This window comes from Ralstonia sp. VS2407 (assembly GCF_052950655.1).
Genome location: NZ_JBRFVG010000022.1, coordinates 1 through 22,000, shown reverse-complemented (window position 1 = coordinate 22,000; position 22,000 = coordinate 1). Strand labels below are relative to the sequence as shown.

22 protein-coding genes are annotated in these 22,000 nt (G+C 65.4%); 9 read left to right on the top strand and 13 right to left on the bottom strand.

Annotated elements, in window-relative coordinates; all coding sequences use genetic code 11:
- Positions 1–280: 280 nt before the first annotated feature.
- From ACU8YE_RS23020 to ACU8YE_RS23010, 3 genes are read right to left on the bottom strand one after another with little or no spacing between them, the layout of a single operon-like run.
- Positions 281–1,213: a DMT family transporter gene (locus ACU8YE_RS23020; RefSeq protein WP_446929695.1), complete on the bottom strand. Its 933-nt coding sequence runs from the start codon at positions 1,211–1,213 to the stop codon at positions 281–283.
- A 60-nt stretch (positions 1,214–1,273) separates the two neighbouring features.
- Positions 1,274–1,822, bottom strand: a complete 549-nt coding sequence (locus ACU8YE_RS23015) for a methylated-DNA--[protein]-cysteine S-methyltransferase (protein ID WP_322017487.1) — start codon at positions 1,820–1,822, stop codon at positions 1,274–1,276.
- Between the two features lie 17 nt (positions 1,823–1,839).
- A complete protein-coding gene (locus tag ACU8YE_RS23010) occupies positions 1,840–3,315 on the bottom strand; it encodes an AlkA N-terminal domain-containing protein (RefSeq protein WP_440076188.1) in 1,476 nt (491 codons plus the stop codon).
- Positions 3,316–3,453: 138 nt separating this feature from the next.
- Here ACU8YE_RS23010 and ACU8YE_RS23005 point away from each other — a divergent pair, with 138 nt between their 5' ends.
- Positions 3,454–4,200, top strand: a complete 747-nt coding sequence (locus ACU8YE_RS23005) for an SDR family oxidoreductase (protein ID WP_343619999.1) — start codon at positions 3,454–3,456, stop codon at positions 4,198–4,200.
- 15 nt (positions 4,201–4,215) lie between these two features.
- Here ACU8YE_RS23005 and ypfJ read toward each other — a convergent pair whose 3' ends face one another.
- Positions 4,216–5,100 carry a KPN_02809 family neutral zinc metallopeptidase gene (ypfJ, locus tag ACU8YE_RS23000; RefSeq protein ID WP_232040831.1) on the bottom strand — a complete coding sequence of 295 codons (885 nt, stop codon included), beginning with the start codon at positions 5,098–5,100 and terminating at the stop codon, positions 4,216–4,218.
- A 318-nt stretch (positions 5,101–5,418) separates the two neighbouring features.
- Between ypfJ and ACU8YE_RS22995 the strand changes: the two genes are divergently transcribed.
- On the top strand, positions 5,419–6,009 hold the full coding sequence (locus ACU8YE_RS22995) for a hypothetical protein (RefSeq protein ID WP_446929694.1): 591 nt from the start codon (positions 5,419–5,421) through the stop codon (positions 6,007–6,009).
- Between the two features lie 29 nt (positions 6,010–6,038).
- Here the strand turns inward: ACU8YE_RS22995 and ACU8YE_RS22990 are convergent, their stop codons facing one another.
- On the bottom strand, positions 6,039–7,355 hold the full coding sequence (locus tag ACU8YE_RS22990; RefSeq protein WP_232040829.1) for an MFS transporter: 1,317 nt from the start codon (positions 7,353–7,355) through the stop codon (positions 6,039–6,041).
- A gap of 102 nt (positions 7,356–7,457) precedes the next feature.
- Positions 7,458–9,086, bottom strand: coding sequence for a gamma-glutamyltransferase family protein (locus ACU8YE_RS22985; protein ID WP_446929693.1), 1,629 nt, complete (start codon positions 9,084–9,086; stop codon positions 7,458–7,460).
- Positions 9,087–9,210: 124 nt separating this feature from the next.
- Between ACU8YE_RS22985 and ACU8YE_RS22980 the strand changes: the two genes are divergently transcribed.
- Positions 9,211–10,095, top strand: a complete 885-nt coding sequence (locus ACU8YE_RS22980) for a LysR family transcriptional regulator (RefSeq protein ID WP_260802042.1) — start codon at positions 9,211–9,213, stop codon at positions 10,093–10,095.
- A 34-nt stretch (positions 10,096–10,129) separates the two neighbouring features.
- Positions 10,130–10,540 (top strand): DoxX family protein, encoded by a 411-nt coding sequence (locus ACU8YE_RS22975; protein ID WP_232040826.1) that lies wholly within the window; start codon positions 10,130–10,132, stop codon positions 10,538–10,540.
- A 9-nt stretch (positions 10,541–10,549) separates the two neighbouring features.
- On the opposite strand, the gene ACU8YE_RS22970 is transcribed toward ACU8YE_RS22975, so the two are convergent.
- Positions 10,550–12,106, bottom strand: a complete 1,557-nt coding sequence (locus tag ACU8YE_RS22970) for an MFS transporter (protein ID WP_446929692.1) — start codon at positions 12,104–12,106, stop codon at positions 10,550–10,552.
- Between the two features lie 73 nt (positions 12,107–12,179).
- On the opposite strand from ACU8YE_RS22970, the gene ACU8YE_RS22965 reads away from it, so the two are divergent.
- The 3 genes from ACU8YE_RS22965 (at position 12,180) to ACU8YE_RS22955 (ending at position 14,621) form a co-directional block, all read left to right on the top strand.
- Entirely contained in the window at positions 12,180–13,088 is a 909-nt protein-coding gene (locus ACU8YE_RS22965; RefSeq protein WP_232043044.1) for a LysR family transcriptional regulator, read from the top strand.
- 64 nt (positions 13,089–13,152) lie between these two features.
- Positions 13,153–14,118, top strand: coding sequence for a LysR family transcriptional regulator (locus tag ACU8YE_RS22960; protein WP_343619998.1), 966 nt, complete (start codon positions 13,153–13,155; stop codon positions 14,116–14,118).
- A gap of 35 nt (positions 14,119–14,153) precedes the next feature.
- Positions 14,154–14,621 carry an MliC family protein gene (locus tag ACU8YE_RS22955; protein ID WP_316870056.1) on the top strand — a complete coding sequence of 156 codons (468 nt, stop codon included), beginning with the start codon at positions 14,154–14,156 and terminating at the stop codon, positions 14,619–14,621.
- Here the strand turns inward: ACU8YE_RS22955 and ACU8YE_RS22950 are convergent.
- The 5 genes from ACU8YE_RS22950 to ACU8YE_RS22930 form a co-directional block, all read right to left on the bottom strand.
- Positions 14,618–15,583: an MBL fold metallo-hydrolase gene (locus tag ACU8YE_RS22950; RefSeq protein WP_446929691.1), complete on the bottom strand. Its 966-nt coding sequence runs from the start codon at positions 15,581–15,583 to the stop codon at positions 14,618–14,620. The two genes, ACU8YE_RS22955 and ACU8YE_RS22950, sit on opposite strands and share 4 nt — an antisense overlap.
- Before the next feature lie 38 nt (positions 15,584–15,621).
- Complete coding sequence (locus ACU8YE_RS22945; protein WP_322017477.1) at positions 15,622–16,074, bottom strand: DUF192 domain-containing protein; 453 nt, start codon at positions 16,072–16,074, stop codon at positions 15,622–15,624.
- 90 nt (positions 16,075–16,164) lie between these two features.
- Positions 16,165–17,505, bottom strand: a complete 1,341-nt coding sequence (locus ACU8YE_RS22940) for a cytochrome-c peroxidase (RefSeq protein ID WP_446929690.1) — start codon at positions 17,503–17,505, stop codon at positions 16,165–16,167.
- The gene (locus ACU8YE_RS22935) at positions 17,502–19,016 is read right to left on the bottom strand and encodes a metallophosphoesterase (RefSeq protein WP_232040820.1); all 1,515 of its coding nucleotides are present in this window, start codon (positions 19,014–19,016) and stop codon (positions 17,502–17,504) included. The genes ACU8YE_RS22940 and ACU8YE_RS22935 overlap by 4 nt, the downstream gene beginning before the upstream one ends.
- A 186-nt stretch (positions 19,017–19,202) precedes the next feature.
- The gene (locus ACU8YE_RS22930) at positions 19,203–19,415 is read right to left on the bottom strand and encodes a hypothetical protein (protein WP_004631913.1); all 213 of its coding nucleotides are present in this window, start codon (positions 19,413–19,415) and stop codon (positions 19,203–19,205) included.
- A gap of 370 nt (positions 19,416–19,785) precedes the next feature.
- Here ACU8YE_RS22930 and ACU8YE_RS22925 point away from each other — a divergent pair, with 370 nt between their 5' ends.
- On the top strand, positions 19,786–20,163 hold the full coding sequence (locus ACU8YE_RS22925) for a sorbitol dehydrogenase family protein (RefSeq protein WP_232043043.1): 378 nt from the start codon (positions 19,786–19,788) through the stop codon (positions 20,161–20,163).
- Between the two features lie 261 nt (positions 20,164–20,424).
- The gene (gene icd / locus ACU8YE_RS22920) at positions 20,425–21,675 is read left to right on the top strand and encodes an NADP-dependent isocitrate dehydrogenase (RefSeq protein WP_260802034.1); all 1,251 of its coding nucleotides are present in this window, start codon (positions 20,425–20,427) and stop codon (positions 21,673–21,675) included.
- A gap of 217 nt (positions 21,676–21,892) precedes the next feature.
- Here icd and ACU8YE_RS22915 read toward each other — a convergent pair.
- Positions 21,893–22,000 (bottom strand): IS3 family transposase (locus tag ACU8YE_RS22915; RefSeq protein ID WP_322018241.1); only part of this gene is annotated, 108 nt, incomplete at its 5' end.

Below are 22,000 nucleotides of genomic sequence, written 5' to 3'. Positions count from 1 at the left end.
TTTTTAAATCTAGCTACAGAGCCAATACTGGCGCCATTGAATAAATTGCATGGGCGTCAAAGCGGCAGGGTATTCATTACAAATCGGCTATTTATCGAGGCGGCGCCAACGTTTTCTCGCGTTGCGCGAATCGGCGGAAAAATCCTTCGCAATGTGGGGCGGAGATGACATAACAGCATTGCTTACGGATTCAACTGCGGATTTAAGCGTCGACTTCAAGCGGGCTTTGACCGGCGCACTGCGGTGCCCCGGCCAAGCGGGGCACGATCAACGTGGCCATTCAGCGGCCGGAACGCAAAAGCGAATCCTTATCCTTTGCAGCGGTTGCCGCATTTGCAGGGGCCTTTTTGCCTGGTGCGAACACGCCGGTCGACAGCGACGTGCCGAGCAGGATCACCGCGCAGCCGATCACCATGTTGAGCGTCAGCTGCTCGCCCAGGAACAGGATGCCCCACAGCACGCCAAACACCGGGATCAGGAAGGTGACCGACACCGCGCGCGCCGGCCCCACGTGCGCGACAAGGCGGAAGAAGAGGATGTAGGCGACGCCCGTGCATGCGATGCCCAGTGCGATGACGTGCAGCCACACGGTGCCGGTGGGCGTTTGCGTGGGCCACAGCCAGTAGGCCAGTGGTGCGAGCACGATGGCGGCGGCCAATTGGCTGCCGGTCGCCACGGCGAGCGGCGGCACGCCGGTCAGGAAGCGCTTGGTGTAGCTGCTGGCCACGCCGTACAGCACGGTAGCCGACAGTGCCGCGGCTACCGCCACGCCGCCTTGTTTTGCATCGATGACAGACGACCCGCCCACCAGCACGATCACGCCGATGAAGCCAATCGCCAATCCAAGCACGCGCAGCGACGACATCCGCTCGCCCAGCCATGTGAACGCGACGATGGCCGCAAACAACGGGGCCGCCGCATTGAGCACCGAGGTGAAGCCCGCCGTAAGCGTGAGTTCGGCGTAGGCGAACAGGCAGAACGGGATGGCCGAGTTCAGCACGCCCACGGCCAGCAGATGCGGCCAGTGCGTGCGCAGGGCGCCCATGCCACCGCGCAAGGTCAGAATCGGGACGAGGAAGCATGAGGCGATCGCCACACGCAGCGCAATGAGCGCAACGGGCCCGAACGGCGGCGCTGCCACGCGCATGAACAGGAAAGAGCCGCCCCATAGGGCAGCCAGGGTGAGAAGTTCAAGCACGTCGGAGCGGCGCATGGAAGGGGGCTCGTTATCGTTGTGGGGCGGTGTGCGCGCATTGTCCGCGCGATTCGGGTTTTATGCAGGCTGCAGTGCCAGCGTGCCTTGGCGGTCGTCGTCAGCCATGGGCAGGCGTTCGCCGACCCGCGCGGGATGCCCTTCGAGCCGCAGTAGCGCGGCCTTGCGTGGCAAGCCGCCGGCATAGCCCGTGAGCGCACCATCCGCGCCGACCACGCGGTGGCACGGGATGGCGATCGAGATCGGGTTGCGGCCCACGGCGGTGCCCACCGCGCGCGCATGTTCGCGCGTGAGCCCCAGGCGCGCGGTCATCTGCCCGTACGTGGTGCGACTGCCGAATGCGATGTTGCAAAGCAGGCGCCAGACGTCTTGCTGAAACGGCGTGCCCTCGGGCGCCATCGGCAGATCGAAGTCCTGCAGCTTGCCGGCAAAGTACGCCGTGAACTGTGCCTGTGCCTCGCGGATGACCGGGATGTCCGCGCCCGGCGACATGCGCGCGGCATTGAGCGGAATCGTCTTCTGGCCGGGAAAGAACGCGCCGGTCAGGTGCGTGTCGCTGGCGGTCAAGAGCAGATCGCCGAGCGGGCAGGCAAAGGTGTGGCGGTACATGGCGGTCGACTCGTCAATCAATGCGGCGCAGGTTGGGTGAGCGCATCCTCGCGGTGCCAGAGATGCATGGCGGCATACGCGCGCCAGGGCGCCCACGGTTCGGCGCGCTCGACCATGGCACGGCGCGTGGGCAGCGTGCCGTCGCCGTTGGCGAGCCGTTTGCGCAGGACGTAATCGCCCAGCGGAAATGCGTTCGGCCAGCCCAGCGCGCGCATGGCGACGTATTGCGCAGTCCATTCGCCGACACCGGGCAGCGCTTGCAGGGCAGCCAGCGTGGGTGCAAGCGGCACCAGCGGTTCGAGCCGCAGGCTCCCACCGTCGATGGCGCGGGCGAGTTCTACGACGGCCGTGGCGCGGCTGGCTTGGAGACCGGTTTGCGCGGACAGCGCTTGCGCGTCGATGTTCGCCAGTGCGGTAGCGCTCGGAAACGCCATCGACAGCCCTTCGCGCGATTGCGGCAACGACACGCCATAGGCGGCAGTCATGCGCCCGAGAATGCGTCGCGCCTGCGCCAGCGAAATGACTTGCCCGGCGATGGCGCGCACGGCAATCTCGAAGCCGTCGACAGCGCCCGGCACGCGCAGGCCGGGGGTTTCGGCAGCGAGCGTGCCGAGGTGCCCGTCCACCAGATCGGGCCGGCAATCGAGGTCGAACAGCCGCCGCGCGCGCGCCAGCACGGGCGGCATGGCGTGCAGCAGGCTGGGCGACAGGGTGAGCGCCACCGCATGGCGTTGCGGCACATTGCGCGCGTGCAGCCAGCCGATGTGCCGCGCGCCGGCGTAGTCGACGGTGATCGTGCGTGCGTAGCTGTCGGCGTCGGCCACCTCGACGCCATCGACCGCACGAGCGCGCAAAAACGCGAGCAACGCTTGCCACGCAAACGGTGGCCGGTAGCCCAGCATGAGCGTGGGGCCGTCTTCGGTGTGCGCAGCCGTCGTGCGCGAGCGCAGGCGCGTGGGTGCAAAGCCGTAGTGCTCGGTAAAGCCGCTGTTCAGACGCCGCACGCTCCCGAAGCCGGCCGCAAAGGCGACATCGCCGACGGGCATGGCGGTGTCGGTCAGCAGTTGCTTGGCGAGCAGCAGGCGCTGCGTTTGCGCGTACTCGATGGGCGAGACGTCGAACTCGGCGCGGAAGATGCGGCGCAAGTGGCGGTCAGTCACGCCCACGGCTGCGGCCAGTGCGGCCAGGTCGTGCTCTTGCAGAAAGCCTTCGTCGATCATGCGGGCGGCGGCGCGCGCGAGGCTCGACGACATCTCGGCCAGGCTGTGGCCAGGTGCCAGTTCCGGCCGGCAGCGCAGGCACGGCCGAAAGCCCGCGCGCTCGGCGGCGGCAGCCGTGTTGAAGAAGCGGCAGTTCTTTTCCAGCGGCGTGCGGACCGCGCAAACGGGGCGGCAATATACGCCGGTGGATGTCACACCGACGAAGAACCAGCCGTCAAAGCGACGGTCGCGCGATTGCACGGCGTGGTAGCAGGCGTTGTGGTCGAGATGCATGGTGGTGATCGGGGGACTCGGCAGCTAGTCTAGCCCGGTCGGGTCGCATGCATTCGCCGGATTCGGACACATCCCTCGCTGCCAAAAACGCGGTATCTCGGCACAATTGCGGACACAACAACACATCGGGAGATCGGCATGTCCAAGACCATCGTCATTACCGGCGGGGGCCGGGGTATCGGCCGCGCCACGGCGGTGCTGTGCGCGCAACGCGGCTGGTCTGTCGCGCTGCAATATCGCGGCAACCGGCAGGCGGCGGAAGAGACGGTGGGGCTGATCGAACAGGCGGGCGGCCACGCGCTGGCGGTGCAGGGCGATGTGTCGAACGACGAAGATGTGATCGCGCTATTCGAGGCAGCGGCGGGGCGCTTTGGCGCGCTGCATGGCGTGGTCAACAACGCAGGCATCGTGGCCGAGGCACAGGACGTGGCCGACATGACCACGCACCGGCTGCGCACGATGTTCGAGACCAACGTGCTGGGCGCCTTTCTGGTAGCGCGCGAGGCGGCGCGGCGGTTGTCGACCTCGCGTGGTGGCGTGGGCGGTTCGGTGGTGAACGTGTCGTCGGCGGCGTCGAGGCTGGGGTCGCCGCACGAATATGTCGACTACGCTGCCTCCAAGGGCGCCGTCGACACCATGACGCTCGGGTTGGCGCGTGAACTCGGGCGCGATGGCGTGCGGGTCAATGCCGTGCGCCCCGGTTTGATCGAGACCGATATTCACGCTTCAGGCGGCCAGCCCGATCGCGCGCAGCGCCTTGGCAGCGCCACGCCGATCGGCCGGCCCGGCACGCCGCACGAAGTGGCCGAGACCATCGTGTGGCTGCTCTCCGATGCGGCGTCTTACGTGACGGGCGCGCTGCTGGATTGCGCGGGTGGGCGCTGAGCGGCGATCAGGCGATCAAGCATTCGCTCCGGAGCGGAAGGTATCGCACTGGCGAAGGTCCCCGCCGTCGAAGCCCTGGCGGAACCAGTGCATGCGCTGCTCTGACGTGCCGTGCGTGAAGGCATCGGGCGTGACGCTGCGGCCAGCGTTGCGCTGCAGGGTGTCGTCGCCGATGGCGTGCGCGGCGGTCAGAGCCTGCTCCAGGTCACCACGCTCAAGCAAGCCGCGTTGCTGCGCAAAGTGGCCCCACACGCCGGCTAGGCAATCGGCCTGCAGCTCCAGCTTGACCGACAGCGCATTCGCCCCCGCCTGCGATTTACCGGCCTGCGCGCGGCTGACCTTCTCCGACACGCCCAGCAGGTTCTGGACGTGATGGCCCACCTCGTGTGCGACGACGTACGCGGCGGCAAAGTCGCCCGGGGCGCCAAACTTGCGGCGCAGTTCATCGAAGAAGCCGAGGTCAAGGTAGACCTTGGTGTCGGCCGGGCAATAGAACGGGCCAACGGCCGAAGTGGCGTCGCCGCAGCCTGAGCGGATGCCCTGGCGGAACAGCACGAGCTTGGGCGGCTGGTATGCGCGCCCGGCTTGCTTGAACAGTTGCGTCCAGGTGTCTTCGGTGTCGCCCAGCACGTGCGAAACCAATTGCTTGCTGCGGTCGTTGTCAGTTTCTCCGGTGGGCCGGGCGGGGCTGTGCGGTGCGGATTGCGTCGGCGCGTTCTGCGACACCTGCATCACCATGCTGAGGATTTCCAGCGGGTTCTTGCCCATCAGCAAGCCCACGACGGCCACGATCGCAATGCCGCCGATGCCCAGCCGCATGCCGCCGCCACCGAAGCCGCCGCCAGAGGAGGCGCGCTCATCCTCGACGTTATTGCTTTCGCGCATGTCATCCCAACGCACGATGTTCTCCTTGAGAGGCCTGAGAGGCTAGTAGGGCAGGGTCAGCCCGGGCGTCACACCCGGTAAACTTTGCAAAGTCTACCTGCTGCGGGTACGTACGGGCATGCCGCCGCGCTGCCGAATCGTCTGCACGCAGAGCCGGTGCAAGCATTGACAAGGGCTGGCGGCGATTTGCGGCATTGCACAAAGCCCGGCAGGAAACTTGCTAACCAAGGCTGCTCATCCTCCGTCCGGCTGTCACACAGGTGACATGGGGCGGTTCCCGAATAACGTTCGGCAGAAGGTCACGCTGCCGATCCATGATCTCGAGTTCTCACCATGCGCTTGCCTGCTTCGATCACCGCTCAACCACCAGACGCCCCAGAGTCGTCGCATCTGGCTGCCACCCATGTTGATCCGACCGAGGTGTCGGACGTGGAGCAGGCCGCCGCAGCGCGCAAGCCCTGGTGGGAGCGCGTGTCGGGTGCCGTGGTCGGCGGTGCATTCAGCAGTGTTGCAGCTGCGTTGATTGCCGTGACGGGGGCCATCTACGTTGGGATGTATCACGCGCCCTGGGTGAAGAGCCTTGCCGGCCACACGCCGACGGCCGCCCAGGCCGGTGATGCGATGAGTGTTGCCATGGCCGCCGGGCCTGCCAACGCAGCCACGCCGGCGTCGGCCGTTGCTCCTGCGCCTGCGGAAGCTGCCACGCAACCCGCATCGGCCGACCGCGTTGCGGCAGCACGTGACCGGATGGAACAACGTGTGTACTCGCAAGTGCAGCAGCCGCGCGCCCGCACCGTGGCCGAACGCGAGACGCTGGAAGACAACGACGCGCCGGCACCTGCCAACGTGCGCCGTCATCATCGCAGCACGCGTTACATGCGCCATGGCGCGCCATTCAACGCGGCCTGGTACAAGGGCGCCTGATCGGCTTCCTGCACCGGCCGAATGCGCCCTCAGCCCGCGTGCGCTTGCCTGCGACGACGCAGCGCGATGATCGTCAGCGAGATGCCGCTCACCACGGCGGCGGTCAGCACGTAGTAGCTCGGTGCCAGCGTATCGCCCGTCGCGTGGATCAGCCACGTGACGATGAACGGCGCGAACCCACCGAACAGTGTCACGCCCAGGCTGTAGCCGAGCGACAGGCCGGTCGAGCGCACGCGCGTGGGAAAGATCTCCGACATCAGCGCCGGCATCGGGCCCGAATACGCGGCCTTGAAGATGCCCGACACGGCTTGCAGTGCCAGCAGCGCACCGATGGTCGGATACGCGCGCAACAGCGCAAACATCGGGTAGATCAGCAGGATCATCAGCACCGACGTGGTGAGCATGATGCGGATGCGGCCGATGCGATCCGACAGCGCGCCCATCACCGGTGAGAGCAGAAACTGCAGCCCGCCGTTGAGCACCACCACCGCAAACGACTGCGCCGCCGGCAGATGCAGCTGCTTGACGGCATACGTGGGCATGTAGAGCTGCAGCACGTACACCGACACGGTCGACTGCGCCACCACGCCCACCGCCAGCAGCAGGTTCGTCCATTGCGCTTTGAATGAAGCTTGCGGGTCGACCGTCGTCTTCTTCTGTTCGGCAACGAACTCGGGCGTCTCATCCAGATGGCGGCGGATGTAGAAACCCACCGGGCCGACCAGCAGACCAAAGATGAACGGCAGCCGCCAGCCCCAGCCTTCCAGATCCGCCGGCGTGAGCGACGCGGTGAGCAGCGCTCCAAGCCCCGCCGCCAGAATGGTCGCAATGCCCTGGCTGGCGAATTGCCAGCTTGCGTAGTAGCCGCGCCCGCGCGTGCTGTGCTCCACCATGAAGGCCGTCGCGCTGCCGAATTCACCACCCACCGCAAAGCCTTGGACCAGGCGTGCAAGCAGGATGGTGATGGGCGCCACGATGCCGATCTGCTGGTAGCTCGGCATCACGGCAATCACCAATGTGCCGACGATCATCAGCAGGATCGACAGCGTCAGTGCCGCCTTGCGCCCCTTCCTGTCGGCATACATGCCCAGCACGATCGCGCCCACCGGCCGCGTGATGAACGACACGCCAAAGCTGCCCACCGCAAACAGCAGCGACACCCATTCGTCATCGGCTGGGAAGAACAGTTTGCCGATGATGGATGCGAAGAAGCCGTAGACGAGAAAGTCGTACCACTCCAGCGCATTGCCGATCGACGACGAAATGACGATGCGGCGTGCATGCGCTGCACTCGTTGTTGCGGGCCGAGCAGGCGCAGCAGTGCCTGCCGCAGAGGGGGCGGTCATGATGAGGGTTCCTTTGGTGCCGGCCGGGATCGTTTTTATGGGAACTGCAGCGCGTTGCCCGCCCGGTCCGACGGGTCAGCGCGCTGGTGCGGCGGGGCTTTCTTAGAAGCCCACCGCGTGGCCGTCGCGGCGGCTGTCGCTGGCAGCCACGTAGCCGTGGTCGGCGTCGTCCGACAGGCGCCAGATGAACTGGCCGGAGCCGAAATCCATGTACGGATCCGCCACCGATTCGAGCTTGTGCCCGCGCGCTTCCAGCGCAGCGACGGTCTTGGCGTTCATCGTGCCTTCCACGTCGAGCGTGAAATCGCGGTTGACCTTCCAGCGTGGTGCGTCGCACGCGGCCTGCGGTTGCTGCTTGTAATCGAGCATGCGCACGAGCGTCTGCAGATGGCCTTGCGGCTGCATGTCGCCGCCCATCACGCCAAAGCTCATCTGCGGCTGGCCGTCCTTGGTCAGGAACGCCGGAATGATGGTGTGGAACGGCCGCTTGCCGCCTTCCACCACATTGGCCGAACGCGCGTCCATCGAAAAACCGAAGCCGCGGTTCTGCAGGCTGATGCCGGTCCCGGGCACCACCACGCCGGAGCCGAAACCCATGTAGTTGGATTGGATGAACGAGACCATCATGCCGTTCTCGTCGGCGGCCGTCAGGTACACCGTGCCCCCGGCGCGCGGCATGCCGAAGGTGGGCACCTGCGCGCGGCCCATGTCGATGAGCTTGGCGCGTGCATCGAGGTAAGCGTCGTCGAGCATCTGCTCGGGCGTGACCTCCATCGAGCGCGGGTCGGCCACGTATTTGTAGAGATCGGCAAACGCCAGCTTCATCGCTTCAATCTGCAGATGCTGCGAGTCGGCCGAGTCGACGGGCAGGGCGCCGAGGTCGAAGCGGTCGAGAATGCCCAGGGCGATGAGCGCAGCGATACCTTGGCCGTTCGGCGGGATCTCGTGCAGGTCGTAGTCGCGGTAGCGCTTGGTGATCGGCTTGACCCATTCGGGGCGATAGTCGCGCAGGTCTTGTGCGGTCATGCCGCCGCCGCATTCGCGCGAGTACGCGGCAATGCGTTCCGCAAGTTCGCCTTCGTAGAAATCGCGGCCGTTAGTCTGGCCCAGGCGGCGCAGCGTGGCGGCTGCGTCGGGCAGCTTGAACTTCTCGCCCACTTCAGGCGCGCGGCCGTGCGGCATGAAGGCCTGCGCGTAGCCGGGCTGGTTGTGCAGTTCAGGAATGGCCGCTGCCCACTTGTGCGCAACGATGGGCGCGATGGTGTGACCGCGCTCGGCAATCTCGGCGGCCGGTTCCAGCACATCCGCAAACGGCAGCTTGCCGAAGCGCTCGTGCAACGCAGCCCAGGCGGAGATAGCGCCGGGCACCGTCACTGCATCCCAGCCACGTGTGGGGCGCTTCGGGTTGCCGTTGGCGTCCTCGCCGTACTTGTTGCGGAAGTAGTCGAGGTTCCAGGCCTGCGGCGCGGTGCCGGAGGCGTTCAACCCGTGCAGTTCCTTGCCGTCCCACAAGATGGCGAATGCATCGCTGCCGAGGCCACACGAGACGGGCTCGACGACGGTGAGCATGGCCGCCGCCGCGATGGCCGCATCCACGGCGCTGCCGCCCGCGAGCAGCATGCGCAGTCCGGCCTGCGCGGCCAGCGGGTGAGACGTGGACACAACGTTGCGCGCAAACAGCGGAATGCGGACGGTGGGATACGGGTTTTGCCAATCGAACTGGTGGGGCATGGGACTCAAGTGAGAATAAGCGGGAATGTTTGACGAATGATTATTTGCGGTGCTCTGGATTTAATAAAGTTAAAATTCATTGGATTCAGCTTAAGAAAAACTTGAGAATCCGCCGCGCCTTGCCGTGAGTACCGTCCGCTTCCTCCGCACCTTTGTTGCCGTGGCACGCCATGGCTCGTTTGCCGCCGCCGCCGAGCGCGTTGCGCTGACGCAGGCCGCAGTGAGCCTGCAGATGCGTGCGCTCGAAACCGAACTGCGCCGCGATCTGTTCGACCGGTCGGGGCGCACCGTCACACTGAATGCGCATGGCCGCGCGCTGTTGCCGCAAGCCGAACACCTGCTGGCGCTGTACGACGCCATGCGTGTCGGAGACGAACCGCAGACGGAGCTGTCCGGCGCCGTGGCGATTGGCGCAGTGGTGTCGGTGATGGGGTCGCTGGCACATGCGGTGGCGGGGCTCAAGCAGGTGCACAAGGGGCTGGACGTCAAGCTCATCACCGGCAAATCGGGCGAGCTGGCCGAGCAGGTGGAAGCGGGCGAACTGGATGGCGCGCTGGTCGTAGAACACCTGGAGCGCCTGCCGGCCAACCTCGCGTGGCATCCGCTCTATACCGAACCGCTGGTGGTGGTGGCGGGCCGTCATACGCGCGGCCGCGCCGAAGAAGTCCTGCGCACCCATCCATTCCTGCGCTTCGACCGCGCGGTGCGCACGGGGGCGCTCATCGACCGCGCTCTGCGCAAGACGCACATGGCGGTCAACGAATTCATCGAGGTCAATTCAATCGAGGCGATTGTCGAGCTGGTGCGCCAGCAGGTGGGTGTGACGCTGGTGCCGCGCCTGCGCCGCGCAAGCTGGGAGAGCGACCCCGCCCTGCGCGTGCTGCCCATGCCGCCGCAGACGCCGGTGCGCGCTGTCGGGATGATCGAGCGGAAAGAACACGTGCGACACGGTGTGATTCAGGCGGTACTCGATGCGCTCGAAACCACACTTGGCAATTCCAGCGCCTAGACTGGATGCACCCAGACAGGCTCCGGAGACCGCGATGGACGCAATCATTCAACGCTGGCGCGACGAGTTGATCCTGCTCGCTCGCATTCTGATGATGGTGCTGTTCGTCATGTCCGGATGGGGCAAGCTGACCGGTTTCCAGGGCACGGTCGGCTACATGGCCAGCACGGGCGCCCCCATGCCGATGGTGGCCGCTGCGGTGGCCGTCGTCATGGAGTTCGGCGTCGGTATTGCCTTGCTCATCGGGCTGTGGACGCGGCCGCTGGCCATTCTGATGGCGCTGTTCGTGCTCGGCACGTCGTTCATCGCCCATTCCTACTGGGATATGCAAGGCGCCATGGAGGCCGCCAACAAGATCCAGTTCTACAAGAACCTGAGCATCATGGGCGGGCTGTTTCTGCTGGCTGCTGTGGGGCCGGGCAAGTACGCGGTGCAGAAGTCGTAGTGCGCGCGCTCAACGCAACGACCGCTGCACCAGCACCAGCACGGCAAACACACCGCATGCCACGGCAAACCAACTGAACAGCTGCGTGCCGGCCAGCAGCGTGGCTTGCCGATCAATTTCGGCGGACAGGCTCACCAGGCGCTCCGGCGTGAGCGGGTTGGCGGCCTGCAGGTCTGCCGTGAAGCGCGTGACATGCGCGACGATCAGCGAGCGCGATTCCGCCTGCTGCGTCTGCAGCGACACAGCCGCCAAGCCTGTGCCAACCGCCGTCGCAAACTGGCGCGCGATGTTCTTCATCTGGTAGCCGTGCGCGAAGTCTTCTCGGTCCAGATCGAGGTAGGTCATCATCGCCACCTGAATCATCACTGCACCCGGCGTGATGCCTTCCAGAATCGACACGGGGAAGAACGCATAGTCCGGTGCGCCTGGCATCAGGCTTGTCGCCAGCAGCAGCGCCGCTGCCGCATACACGGCAAAGCCGATGGCGATGAAGCGGCGCTTGCGGAAGAAGAACGGCAACCAAATCGTCATGACGACGGCTACCACCGTCGACACTGCCCCGCTGATCATCAGGAACAGCGTGGTGGTGCGGAACGTGAAGCCCAGGCCGCCTTGCGACACCGCCGGAAACAGGTACGACCAGTAGCCGCTCATCAGGTAATAGACGCCGTAGAAGCCGATGCCCCACAGGTAACGGCGACCATTCAGGCGCGAGAGATCGAGCCACGGATCGGGGTGCGTGCGCAGGCGATGGACGGCCAGCAGCAGCGAAGCCGTACCGCCCAGCAACAACAGCGGAATCAACGGCGAGGCCGTCAGGCGGCTGTAGCGCAGCTCCGACAGGCCCATCAGGAACGACAGCGCGCCGATGGCCATGGCGCCCACGCCAACCCAATCCCACTGGCTGTCTTCGGGCGGCGCTTCATCGGGGCGGCGTGCGGCGCGTGTGCGCGGTTGATGGTGCTCGGGCGGCAGGAAGAACATCGCCATCCAGGCCACACCGGCCAGCGCCAGTTCGATCCAGAAAATCACGCGCCATTCGCTGTATTCGAGCACCTCGGCGCAGATCCACGGCGCAAGGGTGGTCAGTCCGAACAGGCCGACGCTGAACATCAGCATGGGCGGGATGCGCTCGTCGGGCTCGGCTGTGAGTTGCACCAGGATGCGCGACGCCGAGAACAAGCCGCCCGCGCCCAGGCCCTGGATGGTCCGCCCGATGACGAGTTCGCCGATATTGTTGGATTGCGCACACACCATGCAGCCGATGGCAAACAGCACGATGCCCACCAGCGAGTACATCCGGTAGCCAACGTGCGCCGCAATGCGGCCAATGGCGAGGTTGGCGACCACGGCCGCCACGGCATACGCTGTGACGGCGTACAGATACGCCTCGGGACTCGCATGCACACCGCCCTGGATGTGCTGGCCCGCCACGGCGAACATTTGCGACGAGACAAAATCGAGGCCTGTGGAGAGGCCCAGCGCCAGCCCAAAAGCGTGGACGCGTGCAGAAGAGAAGTGGGGGAACGCCCGCAGTGACGCGGGTTTGAGGATTTGCAGCGACATGTGCCCGAGCATAAACTTGCCCGCCAGCCGGATAAACGGCCAACTCTAGGAACACTGTCCAGTCATGCGAACAATGGAGTGGAACGACTGGGAAACCTTCTGCCGCGTGGTGGAGGCCGGCAGCTTCACCGCCGCCGCCGAGGCGCTGGGCATTCCCAAATCGACCGCCAGCGCCGCCGTATCAAGGCTGGAAGCAGCGCTGGGCGTGCGGCTCATGACGCGCACGACGCGCCAGTTGCGGCTGACCGAAGCGGGCTCGCAGTTCTACGACGACATCGCGCCGTTGTTCGAACGCCTGCGCGAAGTGCACGCCGACACCACAGCAGCCAGCGAAACCGTGGCCGGCACGCTGCGCATCGCCGCGCCGTACGAAGTCGGCGCGCAGCACCTGACTGAACCGGTGTGCCGTACGCTCGAGAAGTATCCGCATCTGCAAATCCAGGTGCACATCTCGTGGGAGCAGCCCGACCTGCTCGCTAGCGGCTACGACATCGTCTTCGTGATGGTCGACCAGATGCTGCCGGATTCGTCGCTCGTGGCGCGCCGCGTGGTGCTGATCCCGCGCGGTTTGTATGCGTCGCCGGCCATGTTGGCGGAACGCCCGCCGCTCAAGACACCCGCCGATCTGGCCGGCTGGCCCTGCCTGTCCGGCCCCGACGACGCAAGCTGGGCCTTCCGCCCCGTCGGCCAGCCCGCAATGGAGCCAATCGAAGTCCCGATCCAGCCGCGCCTGCAGACCTTGAATGCCGAAATGCGCGCCCGGGCCGCCGTGCGCGGCCTGGGCGTCGCACGCATGGCGCGCTCCGTGGGCGATACGGAAGTTGCAGCCGGCCGGCTCGTGCGCGTGCTGCCCGATTTCGAACTGACCGCGCTGCGCGTCTATGCGCTGATGCCTGCGCGCAAGCTGGTGCCGCGCAAGGTGCGCGTGTTTCTGGATGCGCTGGAAGCAGAGGGCGTTTCCGCCACACCGGCCCCTGCCTAGCCGAAGACCGGCGCTGGATGTCACAATCGGCGCTTCCCTATTCGGATTGTGAGGACCGGCGGCCATGCGTCTGCGCCAGATTGAAGTCTTCCGCGCCGTGATGCTGGTCGGGACCGTCAGCGAGGCGGCGCGCATGCTCAACGTGTCGCAACCCGTGGTGACACGCGTGTTGCAGCACACCGAGCTGCAACTCGGCTTCCGCCTGTTCGACCGCACCAAAGGGCGCCTGCAGCCCACCGCCGAGGCGTTCGAATTGTTCAGCGAAGTCGAGCGGCTGTACCAGGAGGTCGAGCGCGTGCGGCGCGTGTCGGCCAATCTGCGCCACAAGGGCGCCGGGCGCTTGCGCGTGGCGGCAACGCCCAGCTTGGCCCCGAGCATCCTGGCGCCTGCCGTGCGGCGTTTCTCTCAGCGCCATCCCGATACGCTGGTGCGCGTGTTCACGCATCACACGGCCGAGATCGTGCAGGGCTTGCTCGCGCAGGACATCGACGTCGGCTTCGCCTTTGCGCCGCCCGTGCATCCGGCCATCAGCACCACGCCCGTCGCGCAGGGCCGCATCCTGCTGGCCGCGCCGCGCGCCTGGGTGGGGGGCAAGACGGATGGCCGCGCGCTGCACAAGCTCGTTGCCGAGAAGCCGTTCATCGGACTGGAAGACCAGATTTCGCTCGGCTCGCTGGTCGGGCAGACGCTGGCGCGCGGCGGACTGGCGCCGCAGTCGACGCTGGAAGTACAGACGTATTCGCTGGCGCGTTCGCTGGTAGAGGAGTCGCTCGGCGTGACGATGCTTGATCAGTTCACTGCCGCCACCGGCAGCATGGAGCGCATCGCGCTGTTCGCGCTGGAGCCGGCGCAGACGTTTGACGTGCGCGCCATGCGTGCCGAGCATCACGCACCGTCATCGCTGGCGGATAGCCTGGTGCAGTGTTTTGCCGAGGCCGCGCGCGCGCTGTCCGATGAACTCCCGCAGCGCGTCGAACCGACCGCATTTGTGCTCAAGCCCACCGAACCTGACAGCGACGCGGCAGACTAACCGGCTTGCACTGACCATTTCCAGGAGACGGATCCATGCGTCGTTTTGCAACTGCAGTGATGTTTGGGCTGGCGCTGGGCGCCGGCGTCTTCAGCGGCGTCGCCACCGCGCAGCAGTCGCCGGTGCCCGGCATGTCGTCCGACGATCTGAACACGGCGCTCGACTTTGCCAAGGCCGGCCTCAACAAGGCGATCGATCAGGCGCGTGCGTATTCCGCGCTGCCGATCAAGGACCCGCACGACGTGCGCTACACGTGCGAGGGCGGCAAGACGCTCCTCGTGAAATACATGACCGTGGGCGATACCCCGCTGGCGGCCATGACACTTAACGGCAAGACACTGGTGTTTGCCAACGTGATGGCCGCTTCGGGGGCGCGCTATGCGTCGGGCCAGTATGTGTGGTGGACGAAGGGCCCCGCCGGCTTCCTCGCCGACGAGACCCTGCCCGGCAGCCGCAATCAGCTCTACCGCGATTGCAGCGAAGCCACCAGCGGCCGCCCTTAAATTTCCTGCAGATCGTGCCCGACGATGATCTCGCCCTTGAAGTGGGGGCGCACGGCATCGAGCCAGACTGAATCTTCCAGGAACGGATAGCCCCCGGGCACGAAGTGCGACAGCACCAGCGTCTTCACCTTGGCCTCGGTGGCAATGCGGCCGACCTCTTCGGTGGAGGTGTGGCTCGCCAGCAGATGCTCGCGCAGCGTCTTGGCGTTGGGCTCGGTAGACAGCAGCTTATCCAGCGACGGCAGATGCATCACCTCATGGACGAGCACGTCGGCGCCGTACGCCAGGCGCACGAGGTTTTCGCTCGGCGCCGTATCGCCGGAGATGACGATGGAGCGGTCTGCCGAATCGAAGCGAAACGCAAATGCCGGCGACACCGGCGGGTGCTTGACCAGCGCGCTCGTCACCTTCACGTTGGCGTCCTGCATCACCAGCCCGCCTTCGCTGATTTCGTGTGGATGGATCATCGGCGCCAGCGGCGGGCGGCCTTCGTCGGCAATGCGGGTGCGGATGTCGTAGTCGTACAGCTCAAGGAACTTGGTCGTCATCGCGGCCAGCGGGGGCGGGCCCCACGCATCGACGGGGCCGGTCAGGTCGGTGGCCCACGCCAGCAGCATCAGCGTGCCGTAGTCGGCGTTGTGGTCGGAGTGCTGATGCGTGATGAAGACGTGGCGGATGTCCTTGAGCTTGAGGCCCGCCGTCACGTATTGGCGTGCGACACCGTTCCCGCAATCGACCACGTACGATACGCCGTTGATGACGATCAACTGCGCCGGGGCCGAGCGATTCTTCTTGGGCGTTGGCCCGCCCGCCGTGCCCAGCAGGATCAATCGCGTGCCCTTCTTGGGCGCATCGGCAGCCAAAGCGCTCAACGGCAAACTTGCGCACGCCGCGCCCGCACCCACGGCCAGCGTGCCGGCCTGCCGCATCCAGCGGCGACGGTTGTTGTCGAAAGCGTGCATGCGGCGGTCTCCTCTCTGTTGTGGTCTGCGTGCCTGTTTTAGCGGGGCAGCCCGCCCACCTTCATGCCGGGCTTGACGCCCTTGCGTGCAAACCAGCCTTTGTTCATTTCCAGCGCGTAGCTGCCTGCCCGGGTGGGGCAGTGGTTGTCTTCGGTCTGCGGCTTCATCTCGGCAATGTCGGAGATGGTGCCGTCGTCGGTGATGAAGGCGATGGACAGCGGCAGGTCGGTGTTCTTCATCCAGAAGCAGTGGCCCGCGGATTCATCAAACACGAACAGCATGCCGGCGGTGTCGGGCATGGTCTTGCGGAACATCAGGCCGGTCTCGCGCGTTTGCGGGGTGGCCGCTACTTCGGCTTTGACCTTGTACATGCCGATGGTCAGGTCGACCACGGGCAGGCCGGTATTGGGGGCGGTGGGCGTCTGGGCGAGCGCACCGGTGGCGGCAACGGCCAGCGACAGAGCGGCAAAGAAGCGGGACAGGGTGGTCATGGCGCGAACGGGTCGGAAAAGAAACGCTCCATGATCGGCACTCGGCCAGCCGCCGTCAATCAGACAGCCGCTGGCCGGGCGACGAAGTTGTTACCGCGTATTCGGGCGGGGGGCGGCTTGGTGCTCGACGGCAACCGTTTTGGCTCCTGTCTTGGGCGTATGCACAGAGCGCGCCTTGTCGGCCGCAGGATCGGGCATCAGCGCCACATAACGCGCATCGGTGAGCGTGCGCAGGAACGACACGATGTCGTCGATCTCATCTTCCGTCAGCGCAGGCGTGGTGCCAGCGCGGCGGTTCATCGGCACGGCATTCACGTTGATGTTGCCCTGGTATCTGGCGGGCACGTCGTTGAAACGCTTGCCGCCGGGGTACCACTGTGCGGGGTCGGTCGAGCGCGTGGCATAAAACGCCACGGTGTCGCGCAGCGTACGGAAAACACCGTTGTGCATGAACGTCTGGCGCACCGCCACGTTGCGCAGGCCCGCCGTGCGGAAGTAGCCGCACCATTGGTCGGGCTCCGGCCACTTCAGCGTGCGGGCGGTCTGGCAGAGCCCCACGTCAAAGTGGCGCGGGTCCTTGTTGGCCGGCAGCAGCGGGTTGCGCGGCACGGCGATGGCGTCGTAGCCGAAATCCGTAAACAGCGATCGCTCCGGCCGCGACGACGATTCCACCATCAGATGGCACGACGCGCAGTTGCCTTTGTCCGGATTGCGGAACAGGGCGAGGCCGCGCATTTCGGCGGCGGAAAGCGGCGTGCGCTTGCGCAGGAAATCGTCGAAGCGGGAGGTGAACGGCGCCAATTCGTCGCTCTGGAAATACGCCTCCAGCGCCTTGCCCAACGCGCCGACGAGGCGTTCGGGCTCATGCACCGCATCGGCGCCGAATTGCTTCGCCAACGCCTGGCCCAGGTCGGTGCCGGCCACCTTGCGCTGCAGGTCGCGCGCTGAATGGTTGCCCATTTCATCCGGATTGAACAACGGGCCGCGGATCTGCTCGGGGATGGAATCTGCCCGGCCATCGGCAAAGAAGCCGCCGAACGGCGACGGAAAGCTCGCGTCGTCGTCCTGGAAGAAGTAGCGATGCGGGATGTAGCGCAGATACAGCAGCGACGGCGCGTTGCGTGCCGCCATGTGCCCGGGGCGGCTGCCGGCCGGCACACCGATGCGCAGCGCCTCGCCCTTCAGCGTGGGCGCGAAGGCGCGGCCCGGGTCATGGCATGCCGCGCACGACGTGCCTTGCGGCTCAGACAGGCGCGGGTCGAAAAACACCCGCTTACCGAGCGCGACGAGGTTCGGGTCCGGCTTGAACGCGGTCGACTCCGCAGGCGGGGGCACGGCGTCCAGCCTGGGCGTCATGCCGATCGATTCAGCCGCCGCCGCACCCGAGAAGAGTGCGGCGGCAACCCACAGCGCGGTGCTCAGGCGCTTCAAGGTGCGACGAAACCCGTCTTGTCGCACACCAGGCTGGTGCCGTTCTGCGTGCACGTCGTCAGCAGCTTGCCGGCCACGGTGTAGGCCTTGAACAGCCAGCCCTTGGCGGGAGCGGGCTGGCGGTCCATCACCATGAAGCCGAACGAGTTGTTGTGCGAGATGCTGCCAACCGTCACGCCCGAAGCCGGGCTGACGGCCGGGAACGGATCGGGCAGGGCCACGTCCAGCGAATCGCCGGCGTTGCCTGCAACGATGGTCGCCGGGTGGTTGCTGGTGAAGTTGATGGCCTGGAAGTCATGCACGTGACCGTGGAGCGCGACCTGCACGCCCGGCGGGTAATACGCCGTGGCGTTCAGGCTGTTCATGACCGACAGTAGCGCGGCATTGCCGCCCAGCGGCGTGCTGCCCGCGATGGGCACGAAGCCCAGGATTGGGTGGTGATTGGTAAAGATCGACATCACGCCCGGCTTGGCGGCCAGCGTGCCCACCGTGCTGAACTGTTTCTGGTAGGTCTGGAACCACGGGTCGGTCGTCGCCAATGCCGTCGTGCCAGCCTTGGCCGAATCGAACACGATGACCTGCGTATCGCTGCCGAGGGCGACGGCGTACGGGTCCGACGCGTTGGCAGCCGTGTCGTTGGCCGGGTTGTCGCACGAGCGGTCGGCCGAATACGGGCGCGGATCCAGGAAGCGATACCAGCCCTGGCCGGCGCGGGCGCATTCCTCGTGATTGCCGCGCACCAGCACCCACGGGGCCGCGGCCATCAGCGGGGCGGCGGGCTGGAACAGGTCGGCCTGCCACGCATCCCAGCCGTAGCCCCAGGGGCTGCCCTGGCAGCCGGCCACGTCGGGCGGGCAGGCGTTTTCGCGGTAGTGATAGTCGCCAACATGCAGCACGAGGTCGGGGTTCATCTTGGCGGCCGTGGCGGCAGCGCTGGCAAACGGCCACGACAGCGGGTCGTTACACGACTGGAACGTGTTGCTCGACTTCTTCATGCGGCAGCCGGTGTCCGCCAGGATCACCACGCGCTGCGGGTTGGCCTTGGGCAGCGGCAGCAGACGCGAGCCGATCGACGCGGCCTTGGCCGTAGATGCCACGGTGGCTTCGCAGGCATTCACAGGGAAGGACGAGGCTTTCGAATCGCTGGCGGCACTGGCCGTGGTGCGCTGTGCGGGGGTGCCGGCGGCCACACGCAGCGTCATGCGCGTGGAGGTGCCGTCCACCGTCAGCAGCGGGCAGACCGAGCTGTCGACGGGCGAGGCGCTGTTCGTATAGCTGGTGACGGCGCGCACGACAGCCTGGTTGCTGTCGCCGATCTCCACCCACGCGGCCTGGATGTTGGCGTCAGCCGTGGCCGCATCCGAGGGCGTGGCCGTCGACACCGGCGTCGAATCGGACGACGAGCCGCCGCAGCCCGCAATCACGGCGGCAGCGGCCAGCGCGGCAAGAGAGAGCATCGTGAACACGGTGCGTTTTCGTCGCACCGGAGCGAACATCGATCGGAATTCCATTGCGCCATCCCTGTTTCTTGTTGTGAGGAACGGGCAAGGTACTCAAGCTTGATGGCGCTATTTTGACAGCCCTGCATGCGTGCCCGGGATTTCCGTTGGGCAGGCGAGGGCGAAAAAAAAGCAGATGCATAAGCACCTGCTTTTTCTGTATCGGCCGAGCCGCGTGGGCCCGGCAGAAACACAAGCTTATTGCTTGGCGGCGTCAGCAGCCGGAGCCGAAGCGTCAGCAGCCTTCTTGGCAGCCTTCTTGTGGTGGTGCTTCTTGGCCTTCTTGGCCTTCGGAGCAGCCTTTTCGGCAGCAGCCGGAGCAGCAGCTGCGTCAGCAGCCGGAGCGGAGGCTTGAGCGAACACACCGGTGGCGAACAGGCCGGCGATCAGGGCAGCGATCAGCTTCTTCATGGTGAATCCTTTTATAGATCAGTGAGTTAACCAACGACCCGCTAAATGAGTCATCTGCAATAACGCAGGCCGTTACAGGCGCGTTGACACGTTCCGTCGAATTTTTTCTGGGCTCCGGCGAAAGCCTCCGCGCCGCCTGATCCACCATGTGGCGCATGTTGCGCTGCGCAAGAAAGATGCCTGCGGGCCTGCATTTCGGACCGATCTGATTGGATGGCGGCGCCTGCCCCCAGAGAATGCGAGCCGATTGTGCTCAAGGCTTGCCGTGTCTCTCCCGCCGTCGTCTTCCCGCCCCACCAAGCCCACCTCTCCCATTCCGCCGGCCCGACTCCGGCGCCGCGATTTCGTCCTGGGTTGCGGCGCGTTGATTGTGCTGGGGGCCTTGCCCGGTTTCTGGCCCCGTTCGCACGGCGCTTCCGCACTTGATGATTTCATGCTCGTGTCACAGACGATTTCCGGCGCACCGCTGGATCGCCGCGTGGGGCTGTCTTGTTTCAGCCATCTGCACCGGGCTGACGATCGCTTTATCGAACACATCCAGGCGCTTGCGTGGTTGGTCCGCCGGCATCCGGGCGTGGACGCTGCCGGCCTGGTCCGCTTGCTTGATGCTGACAGCGCCCGCGAACTGCGTGCCGCGTTGGTCCGGCTGGTGGATGCCTGGAGCGCCCGGCGGGATGCGGTTCCTGCCTTGAGCGATGTCCGCGGCCCGGTCGCCCGCGCCTTCGACGCCGACCTGATCGGCCGTTGACAACGCCCGGGAGCAGGGGCCGAAATATGGCGGATGGTGAAATTTTCCGGCATAATGCGGAATTCACTCTTGTGTCTTATATAAGAGTTGCGGCTTGCGCCAGATGCGAGATTTTGTGCGGTGCATCGTGAGCGCGTCATCGTAGGCCGTTAGAATCGCCAGTTCATTGCAGCGCGCCACGCCGGCCAACCCGTGAGCGGCGCGCTGTGCTGTCAACCCCCACCGTCCACCCGCTACCTGCGGTCTGCACTGGAGTCGTCCATGTATCAACACATCAAGGTCCCGGCCGGCGAGAAGATCACTGTCAACCAAGACTTCTCCCTGAACGTTCCGAACAACCCGATCATTCCTTACATCGAAGGTGACGGCACCGGCTTCGACATCACCCCGGTGATGATCAAGGTGGTGGACGCAGCGGTTGAGAAGGCTTACAAGGGTGAGCGCAAGATTTCGTGGATGGAAATCTACGCCGGCGAGAAGTCGACCAAGGTGTACGGCCCGGACGTGTGGCTGCCGGAAGAAACCCTGCAAGTCCTGAAGGACTACGTGGTGTCCATCAAGGGCCCGCTGACGACGCCGGTGGGCGGCGGCATCCGTTCGCTGAACGTGGCGCTGCGCCAAGAGCTGGACCTGTACGTCTGCCTGCGCCCGGTGCGCTACTTCAAGGGCGTGCCCTCGCCGGTCAAAGAGCCGGAGAAGACCGACATGGTCATCTTCCGCGAGAACTCGGAAGACATCTACGCCGGTATCGAATTCGAAGCCCAAAGCGACAAGGCCAAGAAGCTGATCAAGATTCTGCAGGACGAGTTTGGCGTCAAGAAGATCCGCTTCCCGGAAACCTCGGGTATCGGTGTGAAGCCGGTCTCGAAGGAAGGCACGGAGCGCCTGGTGCGCAAGGCCATCCAGTACGCGATCGACAACGACAAGCCGTCGGTCACGATCGTGCACAAGGGCAACATCATGAAGTTCACGGAAGGTGGTTTCCGTGACTGGGCCTACGCGCTGGCACAGAAGGAATTCGGCGCCGAGCTGATCGACGGCGGCCCGTGGTGCAAGTTCAAGAACCCGAAGACGGGCAAGGAAATCATCGTCAAGGACGCAATTGCCGATGCCTTCCTGCAGCAGATCCTGCTGCGTCCGGCCGAATACTCGGTGGTGGCCACGCTGAACCTGAACGGCGACTACATCTCGGACGCCCTGGCTGCGCAAGTTGGCGGTATCGGTATCGCCCCGGGTGCCAACCTGTCGGATTCGGTGGCGATGTTCGAAGCCACCCACGGCACGGCTCCGAAGTACGCAGGCAAGGACTACGTGAACCCGGGTTCGGAAATCCTGTCGGCCGAAATGATGCTGCGTCACATGGGCTGGACGGAAGCCGCTGACCTGATCATCTCGTCGATCGAGAAGTCGATCCTGTCGAAGAAGGTCACGTATGACTTCGCCCGCCTGCTGGAAGGCGCGACCCAAGTGTCGTGCTCGGGCTTCGGTCAAGTGATGATCGACAATATGTAAGATCGTTTCGCCTGATTTCACGGCGAACCAGAAACCCCGGTAGATCAAGGATCTCCGGGGTTTTTTGTTTTCAGGTCATACCAGGCGGTATCATGGCAACCCTCACTTAGTGAGTGCAATTCTGAGGGTGATGAGGGGCTAAAAAACCTCACAACCCTCACTTCTGAGGGTGAATCCATGCGCCACTTCAATTACGTCCTGAATCGCCCCGACTTTCCTAGACACCCCCGAGCCGTTGGGAATGACGTTGTTCGAACTCTACCGGTGATAGTCCGTTGGCGCTCGAATGGCGCCGTGTTGGGTTGTAGAACATCTCGATGTAGTT

Excerpts from the sequence above, each read along its gene's own strand:
- ACU8YE_RS23005 (WP_343619999.1), top strand. The coding sequence starts at position 3,454 with ATGTCCAAGACCATCGTCATTACCGGCGGGGGCCGGGGTATCGGCCGC.
- icd (WP_260802034.1), top strand. The coding sequence starts at position 20,425 with ATGTATCAACACATCAAGGTCCCGGCCGGCGAGAAGATCACTGTCAAC.
- ACU8YE_RS22995 (WP_446929694.1), top strand. The coding sequence starts at position 5,419 with ATGCGCTTGCCTGCTTCGATCACCGCTCAACCACCAGACGCCCCAGAG.
- ACU8YE_RS22975 (WP_232040826.1), top strand. The coding sequence starts at position 10,130 with ATGGACGCAATCATTCAACGCTGGCGCGACGAGTTGATCCTGCTCGCT.
- ACU8YE_RS23010 (WP_440076188.1), bottom strand. The coding sequence starts at position 3,315 with ATGCATCTCGACCACAACGCCTGCTACCACGCCGTGCAATCGCGCGAC.
- ACU8YE_RS22930 (WP_004631913.1), bottom strand. The coding sequence starts at position 19,415 with ATGAAGAAGCTGATCGCTGCCCTGATCGCCGGCCTGTTCGCCACCGGT.
- ACU8YE_RS23015 (WP_322017487.1), bottom strand. The coding sequence starts at position 1,822 with ATGTACCGCCACACCTTTGCCTGCCCGCTCGGCGATCTGCTCTTGACC.
- ACU8YE_RS23020 (WP_446929695.1), bottom strand. The coding sequence starts at position 1,213 with ATGCGCCGCTCCGACGTGCTTGAACTTCTCACCCTGGCTGCCCTATGG.
- ACU8YE_RS22960 (WP_343619998.1), top strand. The coding sequence starts at position 13,153 with ATGCGTCTGCGCCAGATTGAAGTCTTCCGCGCCGTGATGCTGGTCGGG.
- ACU8YE_RS22945 (WP_322017477.1), bottom strand. The coding sequence starts at position 16,074 with ATGACCACCCTGTCCCGCTTCTTTGCCGCTCTGTCGCTGGCCGTTGCC.
- ACU8YE_RS22985 (WP_446929693.1), bottom strand. The coding sequence starts at position 9,086 with ATGCCCCACCAGTTCGATTGGCAAAACCCGTATCCCACCGTCCGCATT.
- ACU8YE_RS22965 (WP_232043044.1), top strand. The coding sequence starts at position 12,180 with ATGGAGTGGAACGACTGGGAAACCTTCTGCCGCGTGGTGGAGGCCGGC.
- ACU8YE_RS22990 (WP_232040829.1), bottom strand. The coding sequence starts at position 7,355 with ATGACCGCCCCCTCTGCGGCAGGCACTGCTGCGCCTGCTCGGCCCGCA.
- ACU8YE_RS22935 (WP_232040820.1), bottom strand. The coding sequence starts at position 19,016 with ATGGAATTCCGATCGATGTTCGCTCCGGTGCGACGAAAACGCACCGTG.
- ACU8YE_RS22970 (WP_446929692.1), bottom strand. The coding sequence starts at position 12,106 with ATGTCGCTGCAAATCCTCAAACCCGCGTCACTGCGGGCGTTCCCCCAC.
- ACU8YE_RS22950 (WP_446929691.1), bottom strand. The coding sequence starts at position 15,583 with ATGCACGCTTTCGACAACAACCGTCGCCGCTGGATGCGGCAGGCCGGC.
- ACU8YE_RS22955 (WP_316870056.1), top strand. The coding sequence starts at position 14,154 with ATGCGTCGTTTTGCAACTGCAGTGATGTTTGGGCTGGCGCTGGGCGCC.